The 25,439-nt window shown below is 58.7% G+C and carries 22 protein-coding genes, 1 tRNA gene and 1 pseudogene; 19 read left to right on the forward strand and 5 right to left on the reverse strand.

Translation table 11 applies throughout. From position 1 onward, the window contains the following. Window positions 1-104: 104 nt before the first annotated feature. Together NKH98_RS26955 and NKH98_RS26960 are read right to left on the reverse strand one after the other, a co-directional pair. Window positions 105-179: transfer RNA gene (locus NKH98_RS26955), tRNA-Gln, on the reverse strand. A 126-nt stretch (window positions 180-305) separates the two neighbouring features. Next, window positions 306-621, reverse strand: a pseudogene (locus tag NKH98_RS26960) (VOC family protein). Window positions 622-817: 196 nt separating this feature from the next. Here NKH98_RS26960 and ppdK point away from each other — a divergent pair. From ppdK to NKH98_RS26975, 3 genes are all read left to right on the forward strand, one after another. Continuing rightward, the gene (gene ppdK / locus NKH98_RS26965) at window positions 818-3,496 is read left to right on the forward strand and encodes a pyruvate, phosphate dikinase (RefSeq protein WP_352903139.1); all 2,679 of its coding nucleotides are present in this window, start codon (window positions 818-820) and stop codon (window positions 3,494-3,496) included. 135 nt (window positions 3,497-3,631) lie between these two features. After that, a complete protein-coding gene (locus NKH98_RS26970) occupies window positions 3,632-4,735 on the forward strand; it encodes a glycosyltransferase family 9 protein (protein WP_352903141.1) in 1,104 nt (367 codons plus the stop codon). Window positions 4,736-4,874: 139 nt separating this feature from the next. Next, a complete protein-coding gene (locus tag NKH98_RS26975) occupies window positions 4,875-5,612 on the forward strand; it encodes a polysaccharide deacetylase family protein (RefSeq protein ID WP_352903143.1) in 738 nt (245 codons plus the stop codon). On the opposite strand, the gene NKH98_RS26980 is transcribed toward NKH98_RS26975, so the two are convergent. Both NKH98_RS26980 and NKH98_RS26985 read right to left on the reverse strand, forming a co-directional pair. Next, on the reverse strand, window positions 5,613-6,002 hold the full coding sequence (locus NKH98_RS26980; RefSeq protein ID WP_352903145.1) for a DUF427 domain-containing protein: 390 nt from the start codon (window positions 6,000-6,002) through the stop codon (window positions 5,613-5,615). It lies immediately after the preceding gene. Window positions 6,003-6,127: 125 nt separating this feature from the next. Then, window positions 6,128-6,514, reverse strand: a complete 387-nt coding sequence (locus NKH98_RS26985; protein WP_352903146.1) for a hypothetical protein — start codon at window positions 6,512-6,514, stop codon at window positions 6,128-6,130. Window positions 6,515-6,692: 178 nt separating this feature from the next. Here NKH98_RS26985 and NKH98_RS26990 point away from each other — a divergent pair, with 178 nt between their 5' ends. Continuing rightward, entirely contained in the window at window positions 6,693-8,321 is a 1,629-nt protein-coding gene (locus NKH98_RS26990; protein WP_352903148.1) for a fatty-acid--CoA ligase, read from the forward strand. A gap of 82 nt (window positions 8,322-8,403) precedes the next feature. Beyond that, window positions 8,404-9,186 carry a DUF1499 domain-containing protein gene (locus tag NKH98_RS26995; protein ID WP_352903151.1) on the forward strand — a complete coding sequence of 261 codons (783 nt, stop codon included), beginning with the start codon at window positions 8,404-8,406 and terminating at the stop codon, window positions 9,184-9,186. A 13-nt stretch (window positions 9,187-9,199) separates the two neighbouring features. Here NKH98_RS26995 and NKH98_RS27000 read toward each other — a convergent pair whose 3' ends face one another. After that, on the reverse strand, window positions 9,200-10,108 hold the full coding sequence (locus NKH98_RS27000; protein ID WP_352903153.1) for an MBL fold metallo-hydrolase: 909 nt from the start codon (window positions 10,106-10,108) through the stop codon (window positions 9,200-9,202). Between the two features lie 114 nt (window positions 10,109-10,222). Here NKH98_RS27000 and NKH98_RS27005 point away from each other — a divergent pair, with 114 nt between their 5' ends. The 14 genes from NKH98_RS27005 to NKH98_RS27070 all read left to right on the forward strand — a co-directional run bounded on the left by NKH98_RS27005 (window position 10,223) and on the right by NKH98_RS27070 (window position 25,435). Continuing rightward, window positions 10,223-10,813: a biotin transporter BioY gene (locus tag NKH98_RS27005; RefSeq protein WP_352903154.1), complete on the forward strand. Its 591-nt coding sequence runs from the start codon at window positions 10,223-10,225 to the stop codon at window positions 10,811-10,813. A 479-nt stretch (window positions 10,814-11,292) separates the two neighbouring features. Further along, entirely contained in the window at window positions 11,293-11,817 is a 525-nt protein-coding gene (gene nusG / locus NKH98_RS27010; RefSeq protein WP_352903156.1) for a transcription termination/antitermination protein NusG, read from the forward strand. Window positions 11,818-11,965: 148 nt separating this feature from the next. Next, window positions 11,966-13,285 (forward strand): UDP-glucose dehydrogenase family protein, encoded by a 1,320-nt coding sequence (locus NKH98_RS27015; RefSeq protein WP_352903157.1) that lies wholly within the window; start codon window positions 11,966-11,968, stop codon window positions 13,283-13,285. A gap of 40 nt (window positions 13,286-13,325) precedes the next feature. Beyond that, a complete protein-coding gene (locus tag NKH98_RS27020; protein WP_352903159.1) occupies window positions 13,326-14,603 on the forward strand; it encodes a sugar transferase in 1,278 nt (425 codons plus the stop codon). Between the two features lie 29 nt (window positions 14,604-14,632). Beyond that, on the forward strand, window positions 14,633-15,079 hold the full coding sequence (locus NKH98_RS27025; protein ID WP_352903162.1) for an NAD-dependent epimerase/dehydratase family protein: 447 nt from the start codon (window positions 14,633-14,635) through the stop codon (window positions 15,077-15,079). Between the two features lie 11 nt (window positions 15,080-15,090). Then, complete coding sequence (locus NKH98_RS27030) at window positions 15,091-16,854, forward strand: ABC transporter ATP-binding protein (RefSeq protein ID WP_352903164.1); 1,764 nt, start codon at window positions 15,091-15,093, stop codon at window positions 16,852-16,854. A gap of 136 nt (window positions 16,855-16,990) precedes the next feature. Continuing rightward, window positions 16,991-17,845 (forward strand): polysaccharide pyruvyl transferase family protein, encoded by an 855-nt coding sequence (locus NKH98_RS27035; RefSeq protein ID WP_352903165.1) that lies wholly within the window; start codon window positions 16,991-16,993, stop codon window positions 17,843-17,845. Window positions 17,846-18,134: 289 nt separating this feature from the next. Next, on the forward strand, window positions 18,135-18,902 hold the full coding sequence (locus NKH98_RS27040) for a hypothetical protein (protein ID WP_352903167.1): 768 nt from the start codon (window positions 18,135-18,137) through the stop codon (window positions 18,900-18,902). Next, window positions 18,902-20,014, forward strand: coding sequence for a glycosyltransferase family 61 protein (locus NKH98_RS27045; RefSeq protein WP_352903168.1), 1,113 nt, complete (start codon window positions 18,902-18,904; stop codon window positions 20,012-20,014). The genes NKH98_RS27040 and NKH98_RS27045 overlap by 1 nt, the downstream gene beginning before the upstream one ends. A gap of 20 nt (window positions 20,015-20,034) precedes the next feature. Next, window positions 20,035-21,171 (forward strand): glycosyltransferase family 4 protein, encoded by a 1,137-nt coding sequence (locus NKH98_RS27050; protein ID WP_352903244.1) that lies wholly within the window; start codon window positions 20,035-20,037, stop codon window positions 21,169-21,171. Continuing rightward, the gene (locus NKH98_RS27055; RefSeq protein WP_352903171.1) at window positions 21,168-22,364 is read left to right on the forward strand and encodes a glycosyltransferase; all 1,197 of its coding nucleotides are present in this window, start codon (window positions 21,168-21,170) and stop codon (window positions 22,362-22,364) included. The genes NKH98_RS27050 and NKH98_RS27055 overlap by 4 nt, the downstream gene beginning before the upstream one ends. 53 nt (window positions 22,365-22,417) lie before the next feature. Then, the gene (locus NKH98_RS27060; RefSeq protein WP_352903173.1) at window positions 22,418-23,341 is read left to right on the forward strand and encodes an NAD-dependent epimerase/dehydratase family protein; all 924 of its coding nucleotides are present in this window, start codon (window positions 22,418-22,420) and stop codon (window positions 23,339-23,341) included. Between the two features lie 14 nt (window positions 23,342-23,355). Beyond that, window positions 23,356-24,288, forward strand: coding sequence for a glycosyltransferase family protein (locus NKH98_RS27065; protein WP_352903175.1), 933 nt, complete (start codon window positions 23,356-23,358; stop codon window positions 24,286-24,288). A gap of 100 nt (window positions 24,289-24,388) precedes the next feature. Next, window positions 24,389-25,435: an EpsG family protein gene (locus NKH98_RS27070; protein ID WP_352903247.1), complete on the forward strand. Its 1,047-nt coding sequence runs from the start codon at window positions 24,389-24,391 to the stop codon at window positions 25,433-25,435. The last annotated feature ends 4 nt before the right edge of the window (window positions 25,436-25,439 follow it).

Here is a 25,439-nt window from a genome sequence, read left to right on the forward strand (position 1 = left end):
CAGAGAACCTTGCAGACCATCGACAACCCGTTCGGCACGAGGTTGTCACCCATGTCTTAGGTACATTCTGTTACCCATGTCTCCGGGTCGTACCCCTTGCGAGTTGGCTGGGGCGCCAGGATTCGAACCTGGGAATGTCGGTACCAAAAACCGATGCCTTACCACTTGGCGACGCCCCAACAGCCGGAGCGTGCCCGCTGTGCGCGCGGCCTTATAGGACGAGCCGGGAAAAAGCTCAATGCCGACATATCGACTATGCGCGACCGATCCAGCAATTTTGCAATCGCTACTTTGAACGGATCTACTCACCCAAACCGCCATTTATTGCCAGCCGGATGGACGAAACGGAACCGCCTGCCGCCGGGGAATGAGAAATCGGTTGGCGATGGTGCCGCCGGCATTCTCGACGGCGTCCTCCAGCCTCTCGGAATAGAGCATGGGCAGCGGCTTGGCCGGCGCATCTTGGCGATCCGCCTGAAACCGCCTTCCAGCCCTTTCGCAAAGGCCGAAAAGGGCCCGCAATCGGTGAACGACCACGAGAAGGCGCGCTGTAGAAAGCCTTCACTCTATACAGCCTTCCGCCCGTGGCCGCATTTCCAGATAATCGAGCTTTCCGGCCATTCTCGTCGCTCTGTCCTTTTTTGTTGTCGGTATGTCCTAAAGCAAAGCTTTCAAAAAACAGGTCTTTCCGGCGTAGGCTTTCCTTAATCGATTGTAGAGACCGGCGGGCTTGGTCGATGCCTTGCCTTTCGCACTGCAGCATCATATCGCTCGATTTGCCAATTAATTTCCAATCTCCTGCAACCGGGGAGCAAGCATGACCAAATGGGTATACACCTTTGGCGACGGCGCCGCGGAAGGCCGTGCCGGCGACCGAAATCTGCTCGGCGGCAAGGGCGCCAATCTGGCCGAAATGTGCAGCCTGGGCCTGCCGGTGCCGCCGGGCTTCACCATCACTACCGAAGTCTGCAACGCCTATTACGCCAACGGCCATACCTATCCGGCCTCGCTGGAAGCGGATGTTGGGGTCGCCCTCGAGCATATCGGCCGGCTGACCGGGCGCAGTTTCGGCGATCCGTCGAAACTGCTTTTGGTGTCGGTGCGCTCAGGTGCCCGCGCTTCCATGCCCGGCATGATGGACACCGTGCTCAATCTCGGCCTGAACGACGAGACGGTTGAAGCACTGGCCGCCGATTCAGGCGATCCGCGCTTTGCCTATGACAGCTACCGCCGTTTTATCCAGATGTATTCCGATGTCGTCATGGGCCTCGACCATGAGGTGTTCGAGGAAATCCTCGAGGACCAGAAGGGCGGCCTCGGCCATGAGCTCGACACCGAGCTGACGGCCATCGAATGGCAGGGCGTGATCGCGCTCTACAAGGCCAAAGTCGAGGAGGAGCTCGGCAAGCCGTTTCCACAGGATCCGCACGAGCAGCTCTGGGGCGCCATCGGCGCGGTGTTTTCTAGTTGGATGAACAACCGCGCCATCACCTACCGGCGCCTGCACGACATTCCCGAAAGCTGGGGCACGGCGGTCAACGTCCAGGCCATGGTTTTCGGAAATATGGGCGACACCTCGGCCACCGGCGTCGCCTTCACCCGCAATCCGTCGACCGGCGAAAAGCAGCTCTATGGCGAGTTCCTGGTCAATGCCCAGGGCGAGGATGTCGTTGCCGGCATCCGCACGCCGCAGAACATCACTGAGGCTGCGCGGATTGCCGCCGGCTCAGACAAGCCGTCGCTGCAGAAGCTGATGCCGGACGCCTTCCAGGCTTTCGTCAGCATCTCCGACCGTCTGGAAAGACATTACCGCGACATGCAGGATCTCGAATTCACCATCGAGCGCGGCAAATTGTGGATGCTGCAGACCAGGTCCGGCAAGCGCACTGCCAAGGCCGCGCTGAAGATTGCCGTCGACATGGCCAGGGATGGACTGATTTCGAAGGAGGAGGCCGTCGCCCGCATCGATCCGGCCTCGCTCGACCAGTTGCTGCATCCGACGATCGATCCGAAGGCGGCGCGCGATGTGATCGGCGTCGGCCTGCCGGCCTCGCCGGGCGCTGCGACCGGCGAGATCGTGTTTTCCTCGAACGACGCCGAGGAAGCCAAGACGCAAGGCCGCAAGGCGATCCTGGTCCGCATCGAGACCAGCCCCGAAGACATCCACGGCATGCATGCGGCCGAAGGCATCCTGACGACGCGCGGCGGCATGACCAGCCACGCCGCCGTGGTGGCGCGCGGCATGGGCAAGCCTTGCGTTTCGGGCGTAGGCTCGCTGCGCGTCGACTACAAAGCCGGCACGCTGATGGCCATGGGCGCGACCTTCCGCAAGGGCGACATCATCACCATCGACGGCGGCAACGGCCAGGTGCTGAAGGGCGCCGTGCCGATGCTGCAGCCGGAACTCTCGGGCGATTTCGCAGCCATCATGGAATGGGCCGACGGTGCGCGCCGCATGAAGGTGCGCACCAATGCCGAGACGCCGCTCGATGCGCGCATGGCGCGCTCCTTCGGCGCCGAAGGCATCGGGCTTTGCCGCACCGAACACATGTTCTTCGACGGCGACCGCATCGTTGCCATGCGCGAGATGATCCTGGCCGATACGGAAAAGGACCGCCGAACGGCGCTGGCCAAGCTGTTGCCGATGCAGCGCTCCGATTTCCTCGAACTGTTCGAGATCATGGCTGGGCTGCCGGTGACGATCCGCCTGCTCGATCCGCCGTTGCACGAATTCCTGCCCAAGACCGAGGAGGAGGTGGCCGAGGTCGCCGCTGCCATGAACGTATCGCCGGACAAGCTCAGGCGGCGCACCGAAGCGCTGCACGAGTTCAATCCGATGCTCGGCCACCGTGGCTGCCGGCTTGCGGTTTCCTATCCCGAAATCGCCGAGATGCAGGCACGAGCCATCTTCGAGGCCGCCGTGGAAGCCGGCAGGAAGGCCGGCGCGCTAGTGGTCCCGGAGATCATGGTGCCGCTGGTCGGGCTGGCAAAGGAGCTCGAATTCGTCAAGGCGCGCATCGATGCCGTCGCCAAGAGCGTGATTGAGGAAACCGGCGTCAAGATCACCTATCTTACCGGCACGATGATCGAACTGCCGCGCGCCGCGATCCGCGCTCATGTCATTGCCGAGGCGGCCGAATTCTTCTCCTTCGGCACCAACGATCTGACCCAGACCACCTTCGGCATCTCGCGCGACGACGCGGCCTCGTTCCTCGAGACCTACCGGCAAAAAGGCATCATCGAGCAGGATCCATTCGTGTCGCTCGATATCGACGGTGTCGGCGAGCTGGTGCGGATGGCGGCCGAAAAAGGCAGGGCAACGCGGCCGGAGATCAAGCTCGGCATTTGCGGCGAACATGGCGGCGATCCAGCGTCGATCCATTTCTGCGAGGAGGTCGGCCTCGACTATGTCTCGTGCTCGCCCTACCGCGTGCCGATCGCGAGGCTGGCTGCCGCGCAGGCGGCGGTGAGGGTTGCAAAGAACGGCCGCGGATAGGAGTTGGAGTCCACCGGCATCTGACCTTACCGATTTGTAACCAAATTCACGCGAACGTGCGCGTGACGGCTCCAAATCCCGACATCGTTTCTGCCCAGTTTCCGGCCCCCGAACCCGCCCCGGTGCCAGAAACAGATGTTGCAGAACCCGCCCGCGCACGTCCGCTCGATTCTCATCCTCCAGACGAAATTCATCGGCGATCTTGTCCTCGCCTCGGCGCTCGCCAGAAACCTGCGCCTCGAATATCCAAAGGCCAGGATCGTGTTCCTTTGCGAGGCGAGCTTTGCCAGTTTCCTGACGGCTCATGGCATCGCCTCGGACGTGGTGGCGTTCCGGCGCGCCCGGATGCGTGGCACCCCACTGGAGCGTGGCCGCGAGCTTTACGCGATGGTGCGCGCTCTGCGCCGGTTCCGGTTTGACCTGACCATCGACCTGGCCGATTCCAAAACCTCACGCATCATCGTGAGATTCGTCAACGCCAAGACCCGCGTCGGATATGATCCTCCCGAAAAACCGTTGCGCTGGCTGGAACGCCAGCCCGCCAACATCCTGGCCAAGCCGTTTGGCTTTGGTGGCCAGCATTATCTCTGCCGCTATCTTTCGCCGCTTGAGGCACTCGGCGTGGAGTTGCGCGCGCCGGTCCCAAAGATCGAGCCGCTGCCGCTGGAGACCGCCAAGGCATTGGCGCTTCTCGACCGGCATCATCTTCGGCGTAACGCCTTCATAGCCGTTCATGCGGGAGCGAGCTTCCGGGGGCGGCAATGGCAACCGGAACGTTTTGCGCTGGCGATCGACGAGCTCTCGCGACAGACCGGGTTGGACTTCCTGCTTGTCGGCGGCCCCGGTGAACGGGCATCTGCCGAGCGCATCCTCGCCAAGGCCGCTTCGCCGGTCGTCGACGTGGTCGGGGCGCTGTCGCTGGCAACGCTGCTGGCGGTCCTCGGCCAGGCACGCCTGTTTCTGGGGAACGAGAGTGGCCCGATGCACATGGCCGCCGCCGCGGGAACGCCTGTTGTCGGCCTCTTCGGCCTGACCGACCCCGCCGTCTGGGGTCCTGTCGGCGTGACCAGTGTTACGCCGCGGCCCTCCATGCCTTGCGAGTGCATAGCCAGGGACCTGTGCCGCCGTCCCGATCCGAGCAAGGCTTTCTGCGTCTGGCGACTAGAGGTCAAAGCGGTTGTCGACGCGGTGCGCGCGATCCTTTCACGTACGGTTAAGGACGTCGAGCACGCATTGTGACCTCGTGCTTGCCAAAGGTCAGGCCGGCGGTCAAATTGCCGCTGCCGACGCTTTTGCAGGGGCATCGTCCCGATTTCCGCCTTGATGCCGGTCTTGGGGTCGCCGCTTCAACTTTGATCCGGCGACCTGGAAATAATCAATGCGCCTGTTCCAAAAGCATTTTTGCGCTATTGCGATATCGCTGTGGGCTGCCTCTCCCGGCAACGCCCAGTTGCTCGTCGAACCGACGCTGCACATCAAGGCTGAGGCGGGCGGCGGCCGCGTCGCGCTGACGCTCGATGCCTGCAGCGGGCGGACCGATACAAGAATTCTCTCGGCGCTGGTGGAAAACAAGATTCCCGCTACCATTTTCGTCACCGGCATCTGGCTGAAACACAACGCCGCCGCCGTCGAGATCATGCGGGCGCATCCCGAACTGTTTGAATTGGAAAACCATGGCGGCCGCCACGTCCCGGCCGTCGACACGCCGCAAAAGATCTACGGCATTCGCAGTGCCGGCAGCCCGGAGGCCGTGCTGGCCGAAGTCGAATCGGGTGCTGCCGCTCTTGCCGTGACCGGCGAACCGGCCCCGAAATGGTTTCGCGGCGCAACCGCCGAATACAGCCCGTCGACAATCGCAATGATTCGCAAGCTTGGTTTCAAGATCGCCGGATTCTCGATCAACGGCGACGGCGGCTCATTGCTCGGTGCAAAAGAGACCGCCCGGCGCATCGCCGCGGCAAAGGACGGCGACGTCATCATCGCTCATATCAACCAGCCGACCCATGCGGCGGGCGAAGGCGTGGTGCAAGGCCTCCTGGCGCTGAAGAACAAGGGCCTCACCTTCGTGCGGCTCGATGATGCCGACGGCATCGGCGATGAAGGCACCACCGACTGATCAGCCGGGCGTGGCCTCGATCGTCACCTTGTTTGGATAGAACGCGCCGTGATCCCGAATGTCTGACATCTCGTCGAACGGCCGCTCATAGGCCCACATCGCATCCTCGCCGGCATCGCCGGCGGGCAGCACGCTCCAATAGCTGGCATCGCCCTTGTAGGGGCAATGGGTCGAGTGTTCGGTTTTGCCAAGCTGGTTGAAGTCGATGTCGTCGAACGGAATGTAGAAAACCGGAGGGTAGGGCGATTCGGTCAGCACTTTGACCTTGCTGGACGAAGCGATGACGACATCGCCGGCGCGCACCGTCACGGTGCCCTTATAAGGCTCGACGGTGATGACCTTGCCCGGATTGCGCTGAAAGCCTGGTGCCGGGTTTGCGATCTGGTCCACGTCGGTTCTCCTTGCCTCAACCCCAAGATGTGTCTGGGAAGCGCGTTGCGCAAGACCTGCCAGCCACCGGCGGGCGTCGCACGCGGGTGGCAGTCTTGCGCTTTCCTCCGGTATCTCGCCTAAAATCAGGCGGCCGCTTGGAATGCGTCCATCAGTCCGGCATAGGCGGCGGCAATGCCGGCCACCGGATTGGTGCTTTTCGAGGTGGTCTCGACCTTCAGTGCACCACCGCTGGTCGGCAAGGTGAGCAGCAGGAACTGGCGATTGCCGCCATCGCCGACGCAGGCGGCGGCGACGTGCTGGGCTTCGCCCTCATTCTCGACGCACATCTTGAACAAGAGCGTGCCGCCGACCGCTTCGAGGGCGCCACCGACGACCTCGACGAATTCATCTTCGGAAACGGTTTTGGCGTCGGGCACCAGATCGGCCTGCGCGACATCGGCTGCCACCAGATCGGCCAGACTTTCGGCAAGCGTATTCTCGAGGGCTTCGTCGTCGAGCTGCGCGTCCATGCGACACCTCTTTTATTAGCCAATCGCACCCCGCCCGTTAATCAACGTTAACGCCGAGCATGGCCGGATTGTGGCGAATTCCGCCTCATTTCGCCCTATGCACCGCTCCAGCCCGGTCACCGCTGGACAATCCGCCAGTTCGTCCCACAATGGCGAAAAAAATATTGGGAGGAACAAGATGCTCGGGCTGATGCAGGAATGGCCGCTGCTTTGCCACAAGCTGATCGACAATGCCGAGAGGCAGCACGGCAGACGCGAGATCGTGTCGCGCTCGATCGAGGGGCCGATCGTGCGCAGCACATATGCCGAAATCCATCATCGTGCCCTGAAGGTCGCTGAGCGGCTCGAGCGTGATGGTTTCGGGCTTGGCGACCGCATCGCAACCCTGGCCTGGAACACGGCGCGCCACATCGAGGCCTGGTACGGCATCATGGGTGTCGGCGCGATCTATCACACGCTCAACCCGCGGCTCTTTCCCGAGCAGATCACCTGGATCATGAACAATGCCGAGGATAAGGCGATCTTCGTCGACCTGACCTTTCTGCCGCTGCTCGAAAAGATCGCCGGTGCGGTCAAGTCGCTGAAGCAGGTTATTGTGCTGACCGACAAGGTGCATTTGCCGAAGACAGCGCTGCCCAATGTGGTTGCCTACGAAGAATGGCTCGCTGAAGCCGACGGCAACTTCGCCTGGAAGACATTCGATGAAAACACCGCCGCCGGCATGTGCTACACCTCGGGCACGACGGGCGACCCGAAGGGTGTCCTCTACAGCCATCGTTCGAACGTGCTGCACGCCATGATCGCCGCCATGCCCGATGCTATGGGCCTGTCGTCGCGCGATACCATACTGCCGGTCGTGCCGATGTTTCACGCCAACGCCTGGGGCCTTGCCCAGAGCGCGCCGATGATTGGCGCCAAGCTGGTCATGCCCGGTTGCAAGATGGATGGCGCTTCGCTCCACGAGCTGCTCGACACCGAACAGGTGACCTTCAGCGCCGCCGTGCCGACGGTGTGGATGATGCTCCTCCAGTATCTGGAAGAGACCGGCAAGAAACTTCCCTATCTGCAGAAAGTCGTCATTGGCGGCGCGTCCTGTCCACGCGCGCTCACGACGAAGTTCCAGGACAATTACGATGTCCAGGTCGTCCATGCCTGGGGCATGACCGAGATGTCGCCGCTCGGCACGCTGTGCACCCTGAAGCCGGATTACGCCGGGCTGAAGGGCGGGGCCCGCCTCGGCGTCCAGCAGAAACAAGGCTTTACACCGTTCGGCATCGAAATGAAGGTGACGGACGACGCCGGCAACGACCTGCCATGGGACGGCAAGACCTTCGGCCGGCTCAAGGTCCGCGGGCCGGCCGTCGCGCGCGCCTATTATGGCGGCATCGGATCCGAACAGTTCGATCAAGACGGCTGGTTCGATACCGGTGATGTCGCGCACATCGATCCCTGCGGCTATATGCAGATCACCGACCGCGCCAAGGACGTGATCAAGTCGGGCGGCGAATGGATCTCGACCATCGAGCTCGAGAACGTCGCGGTCGGCCATCCCGATGTGGCAGAGGCCGCCGCCATCGGCATTCCGCATTCGAAATGGGGCGAGCGGCCTTTGCTCGTGGTCGTCCGCAAGCCGGGCAGGGAGCCGACCAAGACGGACATTCTCGCCTTCATGGACGGCAAGGTGGCGAAGTGGTGGATGCCGGACGACGTCGCCTTTGTTGGCGAAATCCCACACACCGCTGCCGGCAAGATCCAGAAAATTACCTTGCGCCAGCAGTTCCGGGATTATCACCTGCCGACGGATTGACCGGAGGTGCGGCGTCTTTGCGCCTTCAAGCCGCCGCTGATAGGCACTATGCCTGTGTTCGTGTTGGGGCAGCGCGAAAACAATGACGGGAATTCCCGAGCGACAAACGTCGAGGGCTGCCGGTTGGTCGCGGCGCGCCGGCGCGTTTTCGGCAGTCCTGCTTCTGACCGCTCTTATCGGCCATCGCTATGACCTCGTCGAGACCCCGGCTTTCCTGTGGGTGCTTGGCATCGTCGCGTTGCTGGCAGCATTTGCGCTTCTGTTTGCCGGATTTGCCTTTGCGCGATTGTGGAATTTCGGCGATCGCGGCGGCCAGGACCTGACCGTCGGCGCCTTGCTGGCGCTTCTGGTGCTCGTCCCGTACGGCGTCGCGGCCTATTGGGCGGCGACTTATCCGCCGCTGCGCGACATCTCGACGGATCTGGACGACCCGCCGGCGCTCGATATTTCTACCCGGTCAAAGGACATGAACGAGCTTTTGCCGCCGACGCCCGGCGAGCAGCGCCTGCAAATCGAAGCTTATCCGCTCGTTACCGGACGCAGCTACACCTTGCCTTTTGATCGCGTTCTGGAGGCGGTCAAAACCGTGCTCGATCGGCGCAGCTGGCAGCTCACGGCGCCGTTTCCCGACGCAGCAGGGCAAAGCGTGACGGTCGATGCGCTGGCCAAGAGCTTGCTGCTTGGCCTTCCCGCCGATGTCGCCATCCGCGTGACCGACGACGGCGACGTGGTCATCGTCGATATGCGCTCGGCCTCGCGTTACGGCCGCCACGATCTTGGCGATAATGCAGCGCGCATCGCCGATTTCCTTGCCGAACTTGACCAGGAAGTGGCCGGCCAGGTGGGCGTCGCGCCGGCGGAATGATGTCGGGAGGGTACTACTTTGCTGGCGAATAGATGCCGTCGATAGCCGGCGCGCCATCGGTGTGGACCAGGCCGCGCGCCACCAGGTCTTCCAGATGGGCAAGCACCGACAGGGCGGCCGCGCCATGCAGGCGCGGGTCGGTGTCTCGATAGATCACCTCCACCATGTCCTTGATTGCCCGGTCGCCGCTGTTGATCCGCTCCAGAATTGCCCGTTCGCGCATTTTGCGATGCGTTTTCAATCCGCGCATGAAGTTGCGCGGCTCGGTCACCGGCCCGCCATGGCCGGGCAGCAGCAGCCGGTCGTCACGTTCGATCAGCCGGTCGAGCGATGTCATGTAGTCCGCCATCGCGCCGTCCGGCGGCGCGACGATCGTGGTTGCCCACGCCATGACGTGGTCGGCCGAGAAAAGGATGCCGGTTCCCTCCAGCGCGAAGGCTGCATGATTAGCGGTATGGCCGGGCGTCAGCACCGTCCGGATCGCCCAGCCGTTGCCGTCGATCACCATATCGTCCGGCAGCGCGATGTCAGGAGCAAAGTCGGTGTCGGCGCTGGCATCGAGCGGACTGACCTCGCCGGTACGCAACGGCCGCGCCGGACGATGTCGGCCTTCCGCCAGAACCGCCGCACCCGTATGCTGCTTCAGCCGCGCCGCCAGCGGCGAATGGTCGCGATGCGTGTGGCTAACGAAGATATGGCTGACCGGCCTGGTCCCGATCGCTTCGAGCAGTGTTCTAAGATGTGCCTCGTCATCCGGTCCGGGATCGATCACCGCCAGTGTCTCGTGTCCGACGATATAGCTGTTGGTTCCGTGAAAGGTGAACGGGCTTGGGTTCCTGGCGGTGATCCGAAGGACGTCGGGTGCAACGGCTACGCCCTGGCCGTAGGCAGGGTCGAAGTGTGTGTCGAATTTCAGCGCCATGCGAACGTCGCGACCTTTTTTGGGGCGAGGGCAAAACCGATTGCCGCTTAGCACGGAAGCCAATATAGGAAAACGCAAGGCCGCGTTCGGCGGCAATCCGGAACGGGGAAGACCATGGCAATTGCAACGACGATGCGTCCGCTCATTTCTCTCGCTTTGCCCGAAAAGGGCGCAGCCCGCCTGGCGGGACAGCTTCTGCTGGCGTTCGCCGGAACGCTGCTGCTGGTCTTGTCGGCCAAGACCAAGGTCATGCTCGGTCCGGTCGATATCTCAATGCAGACGCTCGCCGTCTTCCTGATCGCGGCCTCCTTCGGCATGCGCCTCGGCGTCGCAACGCTGCTTCTCTACATGGCTGAGGGCGCGATGGGCTTTCCGGTCTTCCAGAGCACGCCGGAAAAAGGCATCGGCATCGCTTACATGCTGGGTTCGACCGGCGGTTATCTAGCCGGCTTCGTCGTCATGGCCGCGATCGTCGGCTGGGCTGCCGACCGTGGCTGGGATCGCCATCCTATCAAGCTCTTCAATGCCATGCTGGTGGCCGAGATCGTCATGATGGCAATGGGCTTTGCCTGGCTGGCGCTGTTGATCGGCCCGGAAAAATCCTGGCAGTTCGGGGTGGTGCCCTTTATCGTCGGCGATCTGATCAAGGTTGCGCTGGCCGCGAGCCTGGTGCCGGCTGTCTGGTCGCTGCTGAAGCGTCCGTGAAGCCGGTCAGGCGGCAATGTTATTGCCTGAATCCCATGACTCGATGGTAATCTGGTTTCCGCGACGACCTGTCGAAATGGTTTTCGTCACAGGTGGTGTGGCCGTGCAGGATCTTTCTCGCTGCCTAGCGCGACGCCATCCGGCGAACCGTCACATTAGCTTCAAGTCGACGGACTAAGCACCAGAACCGACGGGCGATTCGTCACGACCAGCGTAACCAAGCACCTAGGTATGGAAACAAATTGCTCGACATAGCATCTCAGCCAGCTGAAAAAGAAAGCGGCCCGATGATTATTTAGGCACGGCTAAACTTCCGGACAATTTGTAGGAAATTTTTAACCCATCCGCCTTGACTCTAATGGCTTGGTAGCTTGCTGGTATCCACACACTGTCCTAACCGTTGACCTTAAATCATACCGCAGACCGCCGAGGGAAGACACGTGAGTAGCGCGCATAAGCCAACGAGCAACGCGACCCCCATGTCGCCAGAGCCGACCGCTGCGCCGGCAACTCGCTGGTATGCGGCCAGCGTCTTTCCCGGAAAGGAGCATGTCGCCGAACGGCATCTCCGGATCCAGGGATTTCAGCCGTTTGTGCCTCGCTACGAGAAAACCGTGCGTCATGCCCGGCGTCTCGAAACACGGTCCGCAGCTTATTTCCCGGGCTATATGTTCATCGCCCTTGACCTCGTGATGCAACGTTGGCGCTCAGTTAATGGAACATTCGGTGTGCGCTCCCTCGTCATGCAGGCCGACCTGCCTTTGCCGGTCCCCTCGGGTCTGGTAGAGCGCTTCATTGCGCTAGCCGGCAGACACGGCCTGCTCGATTTCAGCGGCGGCCTCGCGGCCGGCGCTTCGGTCCGGATCCTTTCCGGCCCGTTTGCGGAAATGATCGGTCGCCTTGACCGGCTCGATCCAGCCGGAAGGGCTCGGGTTCTGGTTGCCATAATGAATGGCGAGATTCCTGTCGATCTGGATACCAGGAATCTCGTAGCGATCGCATGATCGCAAGCATCAAGGTGCGGCGAGGCGATGTAAATTGTTGTAGGATCGGCTCTCGGGTTTTCACCCGGGAGTGCGGTAGCCGTCGTTCGGTGGGGATAGGCGCTGTCTGGCGAGATCGTCTCGTCGGCGCTGATTGAGAGTACGCGATATGCGAATAACAATGATTGGTGCCGGCTATGTAGGGCTCGTCTCGGGCGCCTGTTTCGCCGACTTTGGCCATCAGGTCTGCTGCGTCGATCATGATGCGGAAAAGCTTGCCATGCTCAAACTCGGCAAGATACCGATCTATGAGCCCGGGCTCGACGACCTCGTTACAACCAACACTGCGCAGGGTCGCTTGCGTTTCGACGACAATCTGGCGGATGCGGTTTCTCAATCGGATGTCGTCTTCATTGCCGTGGGCACGCCGTCGCGGCGTGGCGACGGTCATGCCGATCTGTCTTTCGTCTACGACGCGGCCGCCGAAGTAGGCCGCGCGCTCAAAGGATTTACGGTCGTGGTGACGAAATCGACCGTGCCTGTCGGTACCGGCGACGAGGTGGAACGAATCATCCGCGAGCAAAATCCCGCCGCCGATTTTGCGGTGGTTTCCAATCCGGAATTTCTTCGCGAAGGATCGGCGATCGAGGACTTCAAGCGGCCCGACCGCATCATTGTCGGCACCGATGCCGAACGGGCCAAAGCCGTCATGGGCGAGATCTACCGTCCGCTCTCGCTGAACGTCGCGCCGATATTCTATACCAGCCGGCGTACGGCAGAGCTTACCAAATATGCCGGTAATGCGTTTCTGGCCATGAAGATCACCTTCATCAACGAAATTGCCGATCTTTGCGAGCGGTTGGGAGCCGATGTGCAGGACGTCGCGCGCGGCATCGGCATGGACAACCGCATCGGCGCAAAGTTTCTTCATGCCGGGCCGGGCTATGGCGGTTCCTGTTTCCCGAAAGATACGCTGGCACTGGTCAAGACCGCGCAGGACGCGGCAAGCCCCGTGCGGCTTATTGAAACGACGGTCTCGATAAATGACCAGCGCAAACGGGCGATGGCCCGCAAGGTAGTCGAGGCCTGCGGCGGCTCGGTTCGCGGTAAGACCATCGGTATCCTCGGCCTTACGTTCAAGCCGAACACCGATGATATGCGCGATGCCCCCTCATTAGCCATCATTCAGGCACTCAAGGATGCGGGCGCTTCTATCAAGGCCTATGATCCCGTTGGCATGGAGCAGGCTCGCAAGATGATCGAGGGCATCGAGTTCGGGGAAAGCGCCTACGCGGTAGCTGACGGCTCGCATGCAATCGTCATCGTCACCGAGTGGAACGCGTTTCGGTCGCTCGATCTGAAGCGGCTCCGCGCACTCATGGCGACGCCGGTGATGGTTGACCTGCGAAACGTCTACCGCGGCGAGGACGTCGTGAGGGAAGGCATAGCCTATTCGAGTGTCGGCCGAGAGCCGCATTTTGCGAAATGAACATCCAGGTTTTCACGGGACTAGGTTCGCGGGATTCAGTTTGAACACCAACGCTATCCATTTACCCAATCGAAGGCACCTCCTGCTGCGGATGCGCTTCCAGCTACTTGGCGGACTGACGTTCGCCATCCTGCTGCCGGCGTTGATCCGCATGTCATTCGATGAACACGTGATCTGGCAGTCGAACATGCAGGTCACCATTTTTGCGGCATTTACCGCCCACACGACGGGCTATCTCCTCTACAAGCGCATCGGCAATTTCCCCGGCGTCGCGGCGGCCGGCTACATCTTGCCAACGTTCGCGCTGACTTACGGGCTCGTGTTCGTCACTATCTTTTTCTTCAGGTTCGAATACAGCCGGTTCCAGGCAGCAGCGAGCTTCATCCAATCAACGGTGTGGTATTTTGGGTTGAGCCTAGCCACGCGGCGGCTCGATGCATTTCGGCTGGCGATAATTCCTGGCGGAGACGTCGACCGATTGGAGAGCATACCGGGTGTGAACTGGCAAAGGATTCATTCGCCTGACACGATTGTGGAATATGCGAACGGCGTCGTGGCCGATCTTCGAGCCAACCTTTCAGACGAGTGGGAGCGGTATATTGCGGACCGCGCGCTCTCAGGAACGCCGGTTTATCACATCAAACAAATCAGCGAGTCGCTCACAGGCAGGGTGGAGATTGAGCATCTTTCTGAAAATACCCTAGGTTCCCTGAATCCAAACCAGGCTTATCTGAAGATAAAGCAGGCAATAGACTGGACTTCTGCGTTGTTTGTCCTTATTGTTTTCTCGCCATTGTTGTTGTTTATGGCCGTCGCGGTGAAATTCGATTCACCTGGGCCGGCACTATTTAGACAAAAAAGGATGGGCTACAGAGGCCATCCTTACGAAGTATACAAATTTCGAACGATGAAGCTCAACGACACCCTTGTCGACGAGAAGGAAGCGGCTATTACGAAGGTCGACGATGCTCGCATCACGCGCTTGGGACAGTTTTTGAGAAAAACCAGGATCGATGAATTGCCGCAGGCCTTCAATATCCTGCGCGGCGAAATGAGCTGGATCGGCCCTCGACCGGAAGCACTCGTGCTCTCGAAATGGTACGAGGCGGAGCTGCCATTTTATCGATACCGGCACATCGTTCGGCCCGGCATTACCGGATGGGCGCAGGTCAACCAGGGCCATGTTGCGGCAGTGGACGACGTTCTGGAAAAACTTCACTACGACTTTTACTACATCAAGAATTTCTCGCCCTGGCTCGACGTGCTGATTGTATTTCGCACCGTTCGAACCATGCTGACAGGATTTGGCGCGCGTTGAAAAGTGCTTCTCTCCAAAGTAGCTATGATATGAAGGCCCTGTTAACCGGCGCTGCCGGCTTATTCGGCTGCCGTGTCGTCAAGCGTCTACCGGAGCGTCGCGCTGAGGTCGTCGGCTTCGAAGCGCAAATGACCCAATACGAGCCGGATATCAGGCAAACACGCGTGACAGCCTGGACTCGGGCGTTCAACCATGGGGCCAATGTGGCCTTGCAGTGCATTCAAGCAAATCTTGCCGATCAGGTTTCCCGCCTCAGCGCGCATGGTCTAGAACGTGTAATCAATTTGGCCGTCCAAACTGAGGTCCATCATAGCTTGGGAAATCCATATCCGTTTTGTCGAAATCGATGTCATCGATTGTCTGCCGAGTGCCGGGCAGTTGATCAGGTTGTGCAGTTTGACGCCGCAAGCAAAAGTCCCAACGAGTTGATGGGGCATAGCTACAAATCTCAAATCTCCAGGGGCTTTGCAGTTTGAGCCAACACTCGATGATCGGATCACTGCGGGAGCTTTTCTCGCATGTGTCGCGCCGCCGGCGCCAACTCGGCCCCGTCCTGATGTTGATGCTTGCTGGCGCAGTTGCCGAGGTGGTTTCGCTGGGGGCAATTCTTCCCTTTCTCGCCGTCGTGTCAAAGCCACAGGAGGCACTTGCTAGCGAAAGGCTGCGGCCACTGCTCGATGTACTCGGACTTAATACGCCCATGGAACTAGTAATTGCGGCTGCGGTCGGCTTCGCGCTATCGGCGGTAATCGCGGCGGCAGTGCGGCTGTTGCTAGTTTGGGGCAGCCAAAAGTTCGTCTTTGCCGTCGCTCACGAGCTTAGTGTAGCGGTGTACCGCCGTACGCTACATCAACCGTATGCCTATCATACAGCCCACAATTCAAGTGAAACTCTGGCCGCCATCAACAAGGCACAACTTGTGACAAATGGTTTGCTGGTGCCACTGATGCAAGCGGCGAGCGCTGCTATCATTGCCTTGTTCATCCTGCTCGGCCTGCTCTTTGTTGACCCGTTGGTAGCGCTGGTCTCGGGGTTCGGCTTTGGAGTCATTTACCTGCTGGTTATGCATTTCACCAAGCGAATGATGCGGCGCAATGGTGGCGTCATCGCCAGAGCACAGAAGGAGCGAGTGCAGGCGGCAGGCGAAGGGTTGGGTGGTATACGTGACGTGTTGCTAGACCGATCGCAAATGGTTTTCGTAAAGCGCTTTTCAGCCGTCGAGAGCGATCTGCGCCGGACACAGGGGACCAACAATTTCGTAGCCGCCGCGCCGCGGTTTGTGGTCGAAGGACTGGGCCTTGTGCTGATCGCCGGCCTAGCGTTAATGCTTAGCCTCCGTGACGGCGGGCTTGTTGGAGCGATCCCGGTGCTCGGCGCCTTGGCGCTCGGCGCCCAAAGACTGCTTCCTTTGCTGCAACAACTCTACACCGGGTGGACTTCATACATGGCAAACGGTCAGTCGTTGCGTGACGTTCTTGACATTTTGCGGTTGCCCGACGCGCCGCAATTCGCCGCCTCGCAAAACGTTGAGCCACTGCCCTTCAACACAGCGATTGCGTTAGAAAATGTTCGCTTCTCCTATCCAGCAGTAAGCCGACCGGCGATCGAGGAGGTCAATCTGGTCATCTCCAAGGGAATGCGTGTCGGCTTCGTGGGCAAGACAGGCAGCGGCAAGTCGACCTTGATGGACATCGTTCTCGGCCTTTTGACTCCGACCGGCGGCCGTATCCTAATCGACGGCGTCGAACTGAGCGATGCCAACCGTTCAGCTTGGCAGGCGCGCATTGCTCATGTGCCGCAGGCGATCTACCTTTCCGACGGCAGCATCGCCGAGAACATCGCCTTCGGCGTCTCCAGCGAAAAGATCGATCACGCGCGGGTCCACCGCGCCGCCGAACAGGCCGAGCTCCTCGATGTAATCGAGGCGCTGCCTCAAGGCTACGGCAGCATCGTCGGCGAGCGGGGGATTCGTCTCTCCGGCGGGCAGCGTCAGCGCATCGGCATTGCGCGTGCGCTCTACAAGCAGGCCGACGTGCTCGTGTTCGACGAGGCAACCAGCGCGCTGGACAATGAGACCGAGAGGGCTGTGATGCAAGCAATAGACGGGTTGAGCCGAGCCTTGACAGTCATATTGATTGCACATCGGATATCTACCTTGGCAAAATGCGACTACATCTTTGAACTGAACGCTGGAAAGGTCTCGCTGAGGGTCGACGATGTTCTTCAGCAGACAAATAACAGAACTGGGTGAACATAGCGTGGGGCGAATACATGAGGCACTTAGTCTGTATCGATTCGCGCGTAATCGCGACTTAAATGGATACGGCGTGTCGTAAAACCTTATGCAGCGACGTCTCAGTACGTGTCAAATTAATGGACGGTATACAATGCGGGCAATAGGCGTCCTATCTCGTTTTACATCCGAGCTTGTACCATTTTTAAAAGGGGACAGAAGGACGCCGGTGGTCTATTTTGACAAAGTACGAAACGTCGGCGATCTTCTCAATCCTTACCTGATCCCGAGAATAACTGGGGTTGAAACGCGAAGGTCGAAGTCAAGTGCCTTCATTCATTTGAGAGCGATTGGGAGTGTGCTGGGGTCCGCCAACTGGCAAAGTTACATCTGGGGGGCAGGTTCAATCGACGGCTCCCCTCCTAGGTTCAGATTGGACCCGCGAAAGATTCGCGCAGTTAGAGGAGTACTCACGCGTGATATGTTGAGTAACTGCGGGTACCCGATGGACTCCGTACTACTTGGTGACCCGGCGTGGCTATTACCAAGATACTATAAGAAGAGATCATCTATCAATGGGGCTGCCTACCGTGTTGGCATTGTGCCACACTTCTCCGATATGGAGAGATTTGTAGACAAATCCCTAGTTCCGTCGCAGGACTGCACCGTGATAGATGTTGGGTTGGATCCGGAGAGTTTTGTTGACAAAGTTCTATCATGCGACTTTATCGTAAGTTCCTCTCTCCACGGGCTCATTATCGCCGATGCGTATGACGTGCCCAATGCATGGGTGAAATTTTCTAACAAGCTACTTGGGGACGAGTTCAAGTTCAGAGATTACTATTCAACAACTGATTGCCCGAAAGAGCCTGCGTATAGGGTCGCGATGCAGAGTGACCTGACGGGGTTGTTGAGCAGCATCTCCTCGATTGCTACTACAAAGCAATTCAAACGCAACGCAGATGATTTGCTGGATGCTTTCCCATCCGAAATGAAGGTGCCCGCGTAGCCATATGGATCTAGTGCGCGAAAGCAAGAGTTTGTCGGTAGACGGAAGGCTCAGGAATGCGACCAGGTAATGTGGCGCAATATGAGACGTCCTTCTATCGCTGAGAGCTCAAACACACGTGGCGCTGGCAAAGCGTATCCGCGCAAAATTGGTCTGCTCTTAGTGTTGACGCCGGTTTGCTTTCGTGATGAAGGCAGCGTGTCACATGCAAGCGCATTAGGTGCCTGTCTGCTGGCGTCCGCACGCTAGTGGGTTGGGGAGATCCCGCGGATGGAGAGCGACTGAAAACATGAAAAGGAAGCCAGTTGACGTAAAGTTGGAAGACTGGATACTGCGTGATCGTGTATTTCGTGTCGCACGTGGGTGGTCCAATAGTGAACTTCGATGGATCGGGCAATTAATTAGTGGTGACGTGGTCAACGTGAGCGCCTACCGCGATGAGGATAAACAGGGTGCTTACTATCGAGGCTACTTCCCTCATGCGTCATCGTACACGTTGACTAACTTTAAGCAAAGCATGAGTGGCTTCCAGGGAGAGGCAGGAGAGATTTTTCTTGATCTTGAGTTGGGTCTTCCGGAAAGTCTTCAAGGAAAGTTTGATTGTGTCTTCAATCATACTACTCTTGAGCATGTCTACGAATTCCGAAAGGCGTTTGCAAATTTGTGTGGAATGAGTCGAGACTTGGTTGTTGTCGTTGTACCGTGGTTGCAAGAAAATCATACTGACTATGGCGACTATTGGCGATTTTCGCCCTCGGCCGTGGCTCGGCTATTTGACGAGAACGGCTTCACTAACGCATATATTTCGTGGAACGACGACCCCGGGACTTCGGTCTACGTGTTAGGAGTTGGAACACGTCACCCGGAACGCTGGGTGCAGAAGTTTCCTTTCTCTGTCGATCCGCACAGCGCAAACTTTCTGCGGTTGCCACAAAACGCCGCGGGCCGATACGCGCTACCCTCGTCCACGCTTCGGCCGTTTCTCAGGAAGACGATAGAAATGGCGAAACGCGTCACAGGGCGGGGAAGGAAGGATCCGAACGAGGATTCGGCCTGATGCTGTCGTTGTTATATCCGACCCGGGAAATGATCGCACTGAAGGCGCCTGGATCAATCCGTCGCTACGACGAGTCGTTCATCAACATGACGTTAGCCGAACGATCGCGGTTTCTCGACTTCTCATATCGGCAAGTCACACCGCAAGTGGAGCACCACCAAGGGGTCACCGTTACCCGCAGCGGCGTTTGCATCCGTGGCGGTCGTATTATTCCAGCTAGCATACATTGGCATCGCCGGATACATCACAAACTTCTTGTCACGACGTTCGCCTCGCTTGCGCGGAGAAAACGAGTCCGCCTCGTAGAAGGCAAGCCGTACATAATCATTCACAACATGTGGACTGGCGGCTACTATCACTGGATCGCCGAGGCTCTTCCCAGGCTGATCGCGGCAAAAGATCACCTCGCGGACGGCATTCTCCTCCTGCCGCAGTCGAAGAGCCTGGAGCGCGTGATGCTTGAGAGTGCGGCGGTATTCGGCGCGACTGCCATTCAGCGGTTCCCCGGTAACGCGAATGTCATGGTCCCCGACCTAGTGCTGCCGCGAAATTCCCCTCTGATTAACAATTATCAACCAAATGAGATGGAGGAATTGAGGGAACGGGCCGCATGGGCGGCGAGGGATCATCCTGCGCCGCTGGGGGCGCGGCGCTTGTTTATCAGCCGCAGCCGGTCTCGGGGTCGCAAGATTGCCAACGAGGAAGAGGTCCAGGCCAGACTGATCGAATTGGGCTTTTCAGTGGTCCATCTGGAGGACTTTGGCTTCCTAGATCAGGTCCGCTTGTTCCAGCAGGCGGATGAAGTGGTCGCTCAGCATGGGGCGGGCCTCGTCAATATCGCATTCATGCGGCCTGGAACGCGGGTTATCGAGCTAATCAGGCGACAAGGCACGCGACGCAGCGATTGGAACAGGCTGCATCAGAGCTCCCTACTTCAGGCCGCGTACCCGAAGCTCGCAGCCTGCATGAATGTCTATTACGAGTGCCTCTTGTGCGAGGCGGTGGACGTGGGGCAGACGTTTGACATCGGTGATGTTTTTGTCGATGTCGAGCAACTTGTCGCAAAATTGGGAGCGGTACGAACATTCGGAGGTGGGCGGTTTTGCGGATAGCATATCTGTCAAACTCGGTCGTGCCTTCGAATTCGGCGAACAGCATCCATGTTGTTCACATGTGTCAAGCGTTAGCCGATTGGGGCCATTCCGTGGATCTCGTAGCCCAACGCGGCGCTTCTGGCGAGGAGCCTTTCGGGGGATATGGCGTCGATGGGGGATTTCGCATCAGGGCATTTGCGAAGGGCAGAAGCAGGCTCGCGCGAGTGCTCATAGCAGTCAGGTCTGGCCTGTTCGCACTGGGCCATGACTTTGTGATCGGCCGCAGCCTAAACGCCTGCGCCGTTGCAGCCGCTGTCGGCGTTCCGACCCTCTTCGAAGCCCATGAGCCTCTGGCGCTCGGCGAGTTGAGAATATTGCGCATTATGGCTCGCCGACGGTCGTTTCGAGGTCTCGTCGTGATAACGCACAAACTCGCTGATTGGTACGCGGGGGCCGTCACGGAATTGGCCGGCAAGATATTTGTGTTTCCCGACGGCGCAACGCCGATCACCCGCACGCTCGCAAATCGTATTGCGCCGGTCGACGGGAAGTTGCAGGTTGGCTATGTAGGGAACCTTTACCCCGGAAAGGGTCTGGAACTGATCGCTAAACTGGCGCCGCTCTGTCAATGGGCGATGTTTCACATCGTCGGCGGGGACGGAGAACTGCTCGCTGACTGGCAGCGCCGATTGAGCCCGTTGACCAATGTTGAATTTTACGGACGGGTCCCCCACAGGGACACGGCTGAGTACATCTCTTCATTCGATGTGGTTGTCCTTCCAAACGGCAGAGTAGTGGAAAGCCGAGACGGAAAAAATATCAGTGAATGGACGTCGCCATTAAAGCTCTTTGAGTACATGGCTGTCGGCAAGCCAATAGTTTGCTCGCGACTTCCCGCCCTGTGCGAAATCATCACTGAAGGGTTGAATGGCTTGCTGTGCGATCCTGACAATACGCAGGAGTGGGTGGACGCATTGTTGCGCTTGCGGGACCACCCGGACCTGAGATTAAAACTGGGCGAACACGCAAGGAGAGATCTGGAACAAAAGTATTCATGGCGGGCGCGAGCAGGAGCGATAGTGTCTGCGGCCAGTTCCCGGCAGGTCCAGACGTTGATTTCGCGGGGTAAATGGCGCCAACTGATCATGTCCTACATGGATCGCAGGTCCCAATGAGAGGCGGCGGCGTCCTCTACATTTCGTACGACGGCATCCTGGAGCCACTCGGGCAGTCGCAGGTGCTTGGTTACGTCGAGCGTCTAGCCGCGGAATTGCCGATGCACCTGATCAGCTTCGAGAAGCCGGAGGATTGGAACGAGGAGGATAAGCGTGCGCGCATTGCGAGCCGCATCTCCCAAGCTGGGATACATTGGCACCCGTTGAATTACCACCGACGCCCCACGGCACCCGCCACCGCCTACGATATCGCCCAAGGTATCCGGCTTGGCGCCTGGCTTGTCATGCGCCATCGCCTGTCGATCGTACATGCACGGTCCTATGTTCCGTCGGTCATGGCCCTTGCGATCAAACGGCTGACTGGCGCTCGCTATTTATTCGATATGCGAGGCTTTTGGGCGGATGAACGTGTCGACGCCGGCATGTGGGCGAAGGAAGGACGGCTCTATCATGTTGCCAAGCACTTTCAGCAGCGCTTTCTGCAAGCGGCCGACGCTGTCGTATCATTGACGCACGCTGCCTCAGCCGAAATCAGCAGCTTTGCCTATCTTGCCGGACGAGTTCCGCCGATCACCGTGATCCCGACCTGCGCCGACCTCGACCGCTTCACACCTCGTGTCGGTGCTGCACCGGCACGGTTCACGCTGGGTTTTGTCGGGTCCGCCGGAACGTGGAATCAGTTTAGCGAAGTTTTGTCCTTCTTCAAAGCCGTCCGTGCACGTCGGCCTGATGCCAGGCTGCTTGTCGTAAATCGCGGCGAGCACGATCTCATTCGCAAGGCGGTCACCGATTGCTCGCTTGACAACAACACTGTCGAGATCACAGCGGCCGATCACTTCCAGGTTCCAGATTTGATTCGGAAGATGACGGCCGGCACAGCAATGAGAAAACCCGCCTATTCGAATCTCGGTTCAGCGCCGACCAAAATTGCCGAATACCTCGGCTGCGGTATTCCTTGCTTGGGAAATGGGAGCGTCGGAGATGTAGCGGAGATCTTGGAGGGACGGCGTGTAGGCATCGCAATGACAAGCTACTCAAAGGATGACCACGCCGCAGCAGCCGACAGGCTGCTCATGCTTTTGGAGGAGCCGGAAGTGAGTGCTCGCTGCCGGCAAACGGCCGAGGCGATCTTTTCCCTTGACAAGGGTGTCGAAGCTTACTGGCGAATCTACGCTTCGCTCCAGCAACATTAGATTGGTTGCAACTCGAACTCTGCTGATCACGACATAAGGACCAAGCGACCGAAATGAGTTCCTATTTGATTACTGGAGGAGCCGGCTTCATCGGCTCCCATTTATGCGACGTCCTCCTGGATCGAGATGATAGGGTCGTCGTCCTCGATAACTTCCTGTCCGGCAAACGGCAGAACCTTCCCACTGCCCATCCCAATATCAGGGTTTTAAATGGCGACATTCGGGAGATCGCCAAATTCCGCAGCGAGATCGGTGATGTTGACGCCATTGTCCATCTCGCGGCGCTGATCAGCGGTTATGACAGTCTACGAACGCCTGACGAGTATGTAGGCGTCAATGTGACCGGCCTTCAGCGGGTGATCGATTTCGCGGCCACTCAGCGCATCAGGAGAATCGTCTTCGCGTCCAGTTCGACGGTTTACGGGAATACGGATCTGCCCTCGATCGACGAAAGTGTCACGCCGGCGCCTGTCACCGTCTACGCCGCGTCGAAGCTGTTTGGGGAGCACCTCCTGGCCATGTACGCCAACTTGCACGGATATTCTTATTGCTCTCTGCGCCTTTTCAATGTCTATGGTCCGCGGCAGGCGGTCGATCATCCTTACGCCAATGTCACATGCAAGTTCTCTCACGCCGCAGCCCATGGACTTCCCATAAAGAAATTCGGTGACGGTGGGCAAAGCCGCGATTTCGTCTATATAGCGGATGTGGTAGATGCCTTCATCTCAGTTCTGGAGGAAAGGGGCAACGGGCTCTATAATATTGGAACCGGCACGTCTAACAGCATCAATACGCTGATTTCAGAGCTGGAGGAGATCACGAACAGCACTCTCGGCGTCGAGTTGCTCGATCCTTGGCCGAACGACATACGTCGAATACAGGCCGACGTTTCAAAGTATATCACGACGTTCGGCAGGCGCCCGAAGGTAAGCCTTCGCGAAGGTTTAGAACGAACGGTCGATTTCTTTCGCGGATGATGGAACACGCACTCTTGGAAAGATCTGAACCAGAGGCATTGCAAAGTGTTGTCCTCGCAATTTCCACCTTCCGAACGGCTGAACATGTGCTCAGGCTTCTTCGATCGGTGTTTGCTAACGGTAAAACGCCATTCTTGGCGGTGGTCGTCGTCGATTCGCTAGGCGACGGTCGGTTGGCTGCCGCCATTCAGGAGAATGGATGGCCCGTCGAGTATCACAATGCTGACCGGAATCTCGGTTCCGCCGGCAATTTGCAGAAGAGGCTGCAGATGGCGGCGGATCTCGGCGCACGCTGGTGCTATGCGATCAACCATGACGGCGAGGTCGACCTCCGTGCCGTGCAGGCCATGGTCCTAGCTGGCAACGCGGGCGAACGCATCGGTGCGGTTTATCCAAATCGTTTTCGGCCACACCGGGGGGAGAGCTGGGAGAAACCGCGTCGGAGCGGGGTGCCGCACCTGCTTTCACCAAGGCTTTCTTCCCAACATGCCTTGGGCGAGGAAGTTGTTTGGAGCAGTTCGAACGGCGCGCTCTACAGCTTGCAGCCTCAGCGCGATGGCATCGAAGTCTGGGGCGATCTCTGGATGAGTTGGGAGGATTTGGGATACGGTCTTTGCCTGAAAAAAGGAAAGTGGCGGCAGATTATATGTGCAGATGCGATTTTTATCGACACGTATGAATACAGAAAGGCGAAATTCTTGGGCAAAACGATTTATGTTGCCGACAAGCCTACGTGGTATCAGTACTACCATTTTAGAAATTTAATTCTAATAGCCAGAAGGGTAGATGGCGGGTTTAAGCTATATCTAAGCCTATTTCCAATGTTGATAAAGGATTTGGTTGTTATTATGTCGTACAAATCGGACCCGCTAATCCGACTTCGGTTGCTGTTTCGAGGCGCGCTTGACGGGATTCGGAACATCTCGGGCAAGGGGCCATTCCCATGACTGGCGCGAACGTCGCCGCCGCGGGTAACACGAGGATAATCAGCTCGTCAGAGCTACCAAATTAAGGCACAGGCCCTCTACGTTGCTTCCTTACTGGCTCATGTTTGGCGTCCCAGCCTTCGCAGCGCTTTTTGAGCGACGCGGGAAGGCGCTTGTATACCCTGGAGAACGATGGCTGTTCTTCATTACTGGGCTTGCCCTATGCTTGCTGGTCGGCCTTCGTAATGATGTAGGAGCCGATTGGCCCGCCTATTTGGGTCACCTCGTTCGAGCAAGCTTAACGGTATTTACGGATATTCCAAAATTGGGGGACCCGGGCTATGCACTACTGAACTGGATCAGCGCCCGAGTGGATCCTGAGGTTTGGCTGGTCAACCTGGTATGTGCCGGTTTGTTTAGCTGGGGGCTTTTCTCGTTCGCACTGGCCCAGCCACGTCCCTGGCTCGCGCTTGCCGTCGCAATACCTTACCTGGTTATCGTCGTTGCAATGGGCTATACGAGGCAGGGCGTGGCGATTGGGTTGGCAATGCGCGGGCTCGTCGCCCTTGGCCGTGATCGTTCCAACCTCAAATTTGTCGCATGGGTGCTAATCGCGGCCACCTTCCACAAATCGGCCGTCCTGCTGATACCGATCTCGGCCCTTGCCGAGAATCGTGGTCGCGTTTGGACCATGCTGTGGGTAGGTGGTGCTGCACTACTGGCCTATTTCGCCCTGCTTCAGGATAGCGTTGACAAGCTGATGTACACATACGTCGATCGTGAGTACGATTCCGGTGGTGCGGCGATCCGGGTCATCATGAACGCAATCCCGGCGATAGTGTTTATCTTTTTTAGGAGACGGTTCCTGTTCGGTCCGCATGAGAAGCAGCTTTGGCTCATCATAGCGCTGATCGCGATAGCGTTGGTGCCAGCCCTCGTTATTTCGCCGTCATCGACGGCTGTTGATCGAATGGGGCTCTACCTAATTCCGATCCAGATCATGGTCCTGTCACAGATCCCGGAAGCTTTCGGGAGGTCCGACCGATCTTATCGAGTCCTGGGTTTGCTCGTGGTTTTATATTCAGCGATTGTACAGTATGTCTGGTTCAATTTCGGATCTCACGCCACCTATTGGCTTCCCTATCAAAACTATCTCCTCCAAGGCTGAAAAA

Source organism: Mesorhizobium sp. M0833 (genome assembly GCF_040319905.1).
GTDB lineage: Bacteria > Pseudomonadota > Alphaproteobacteria > Rhizobiales > Rhizobiaceae > Mesorhizobium.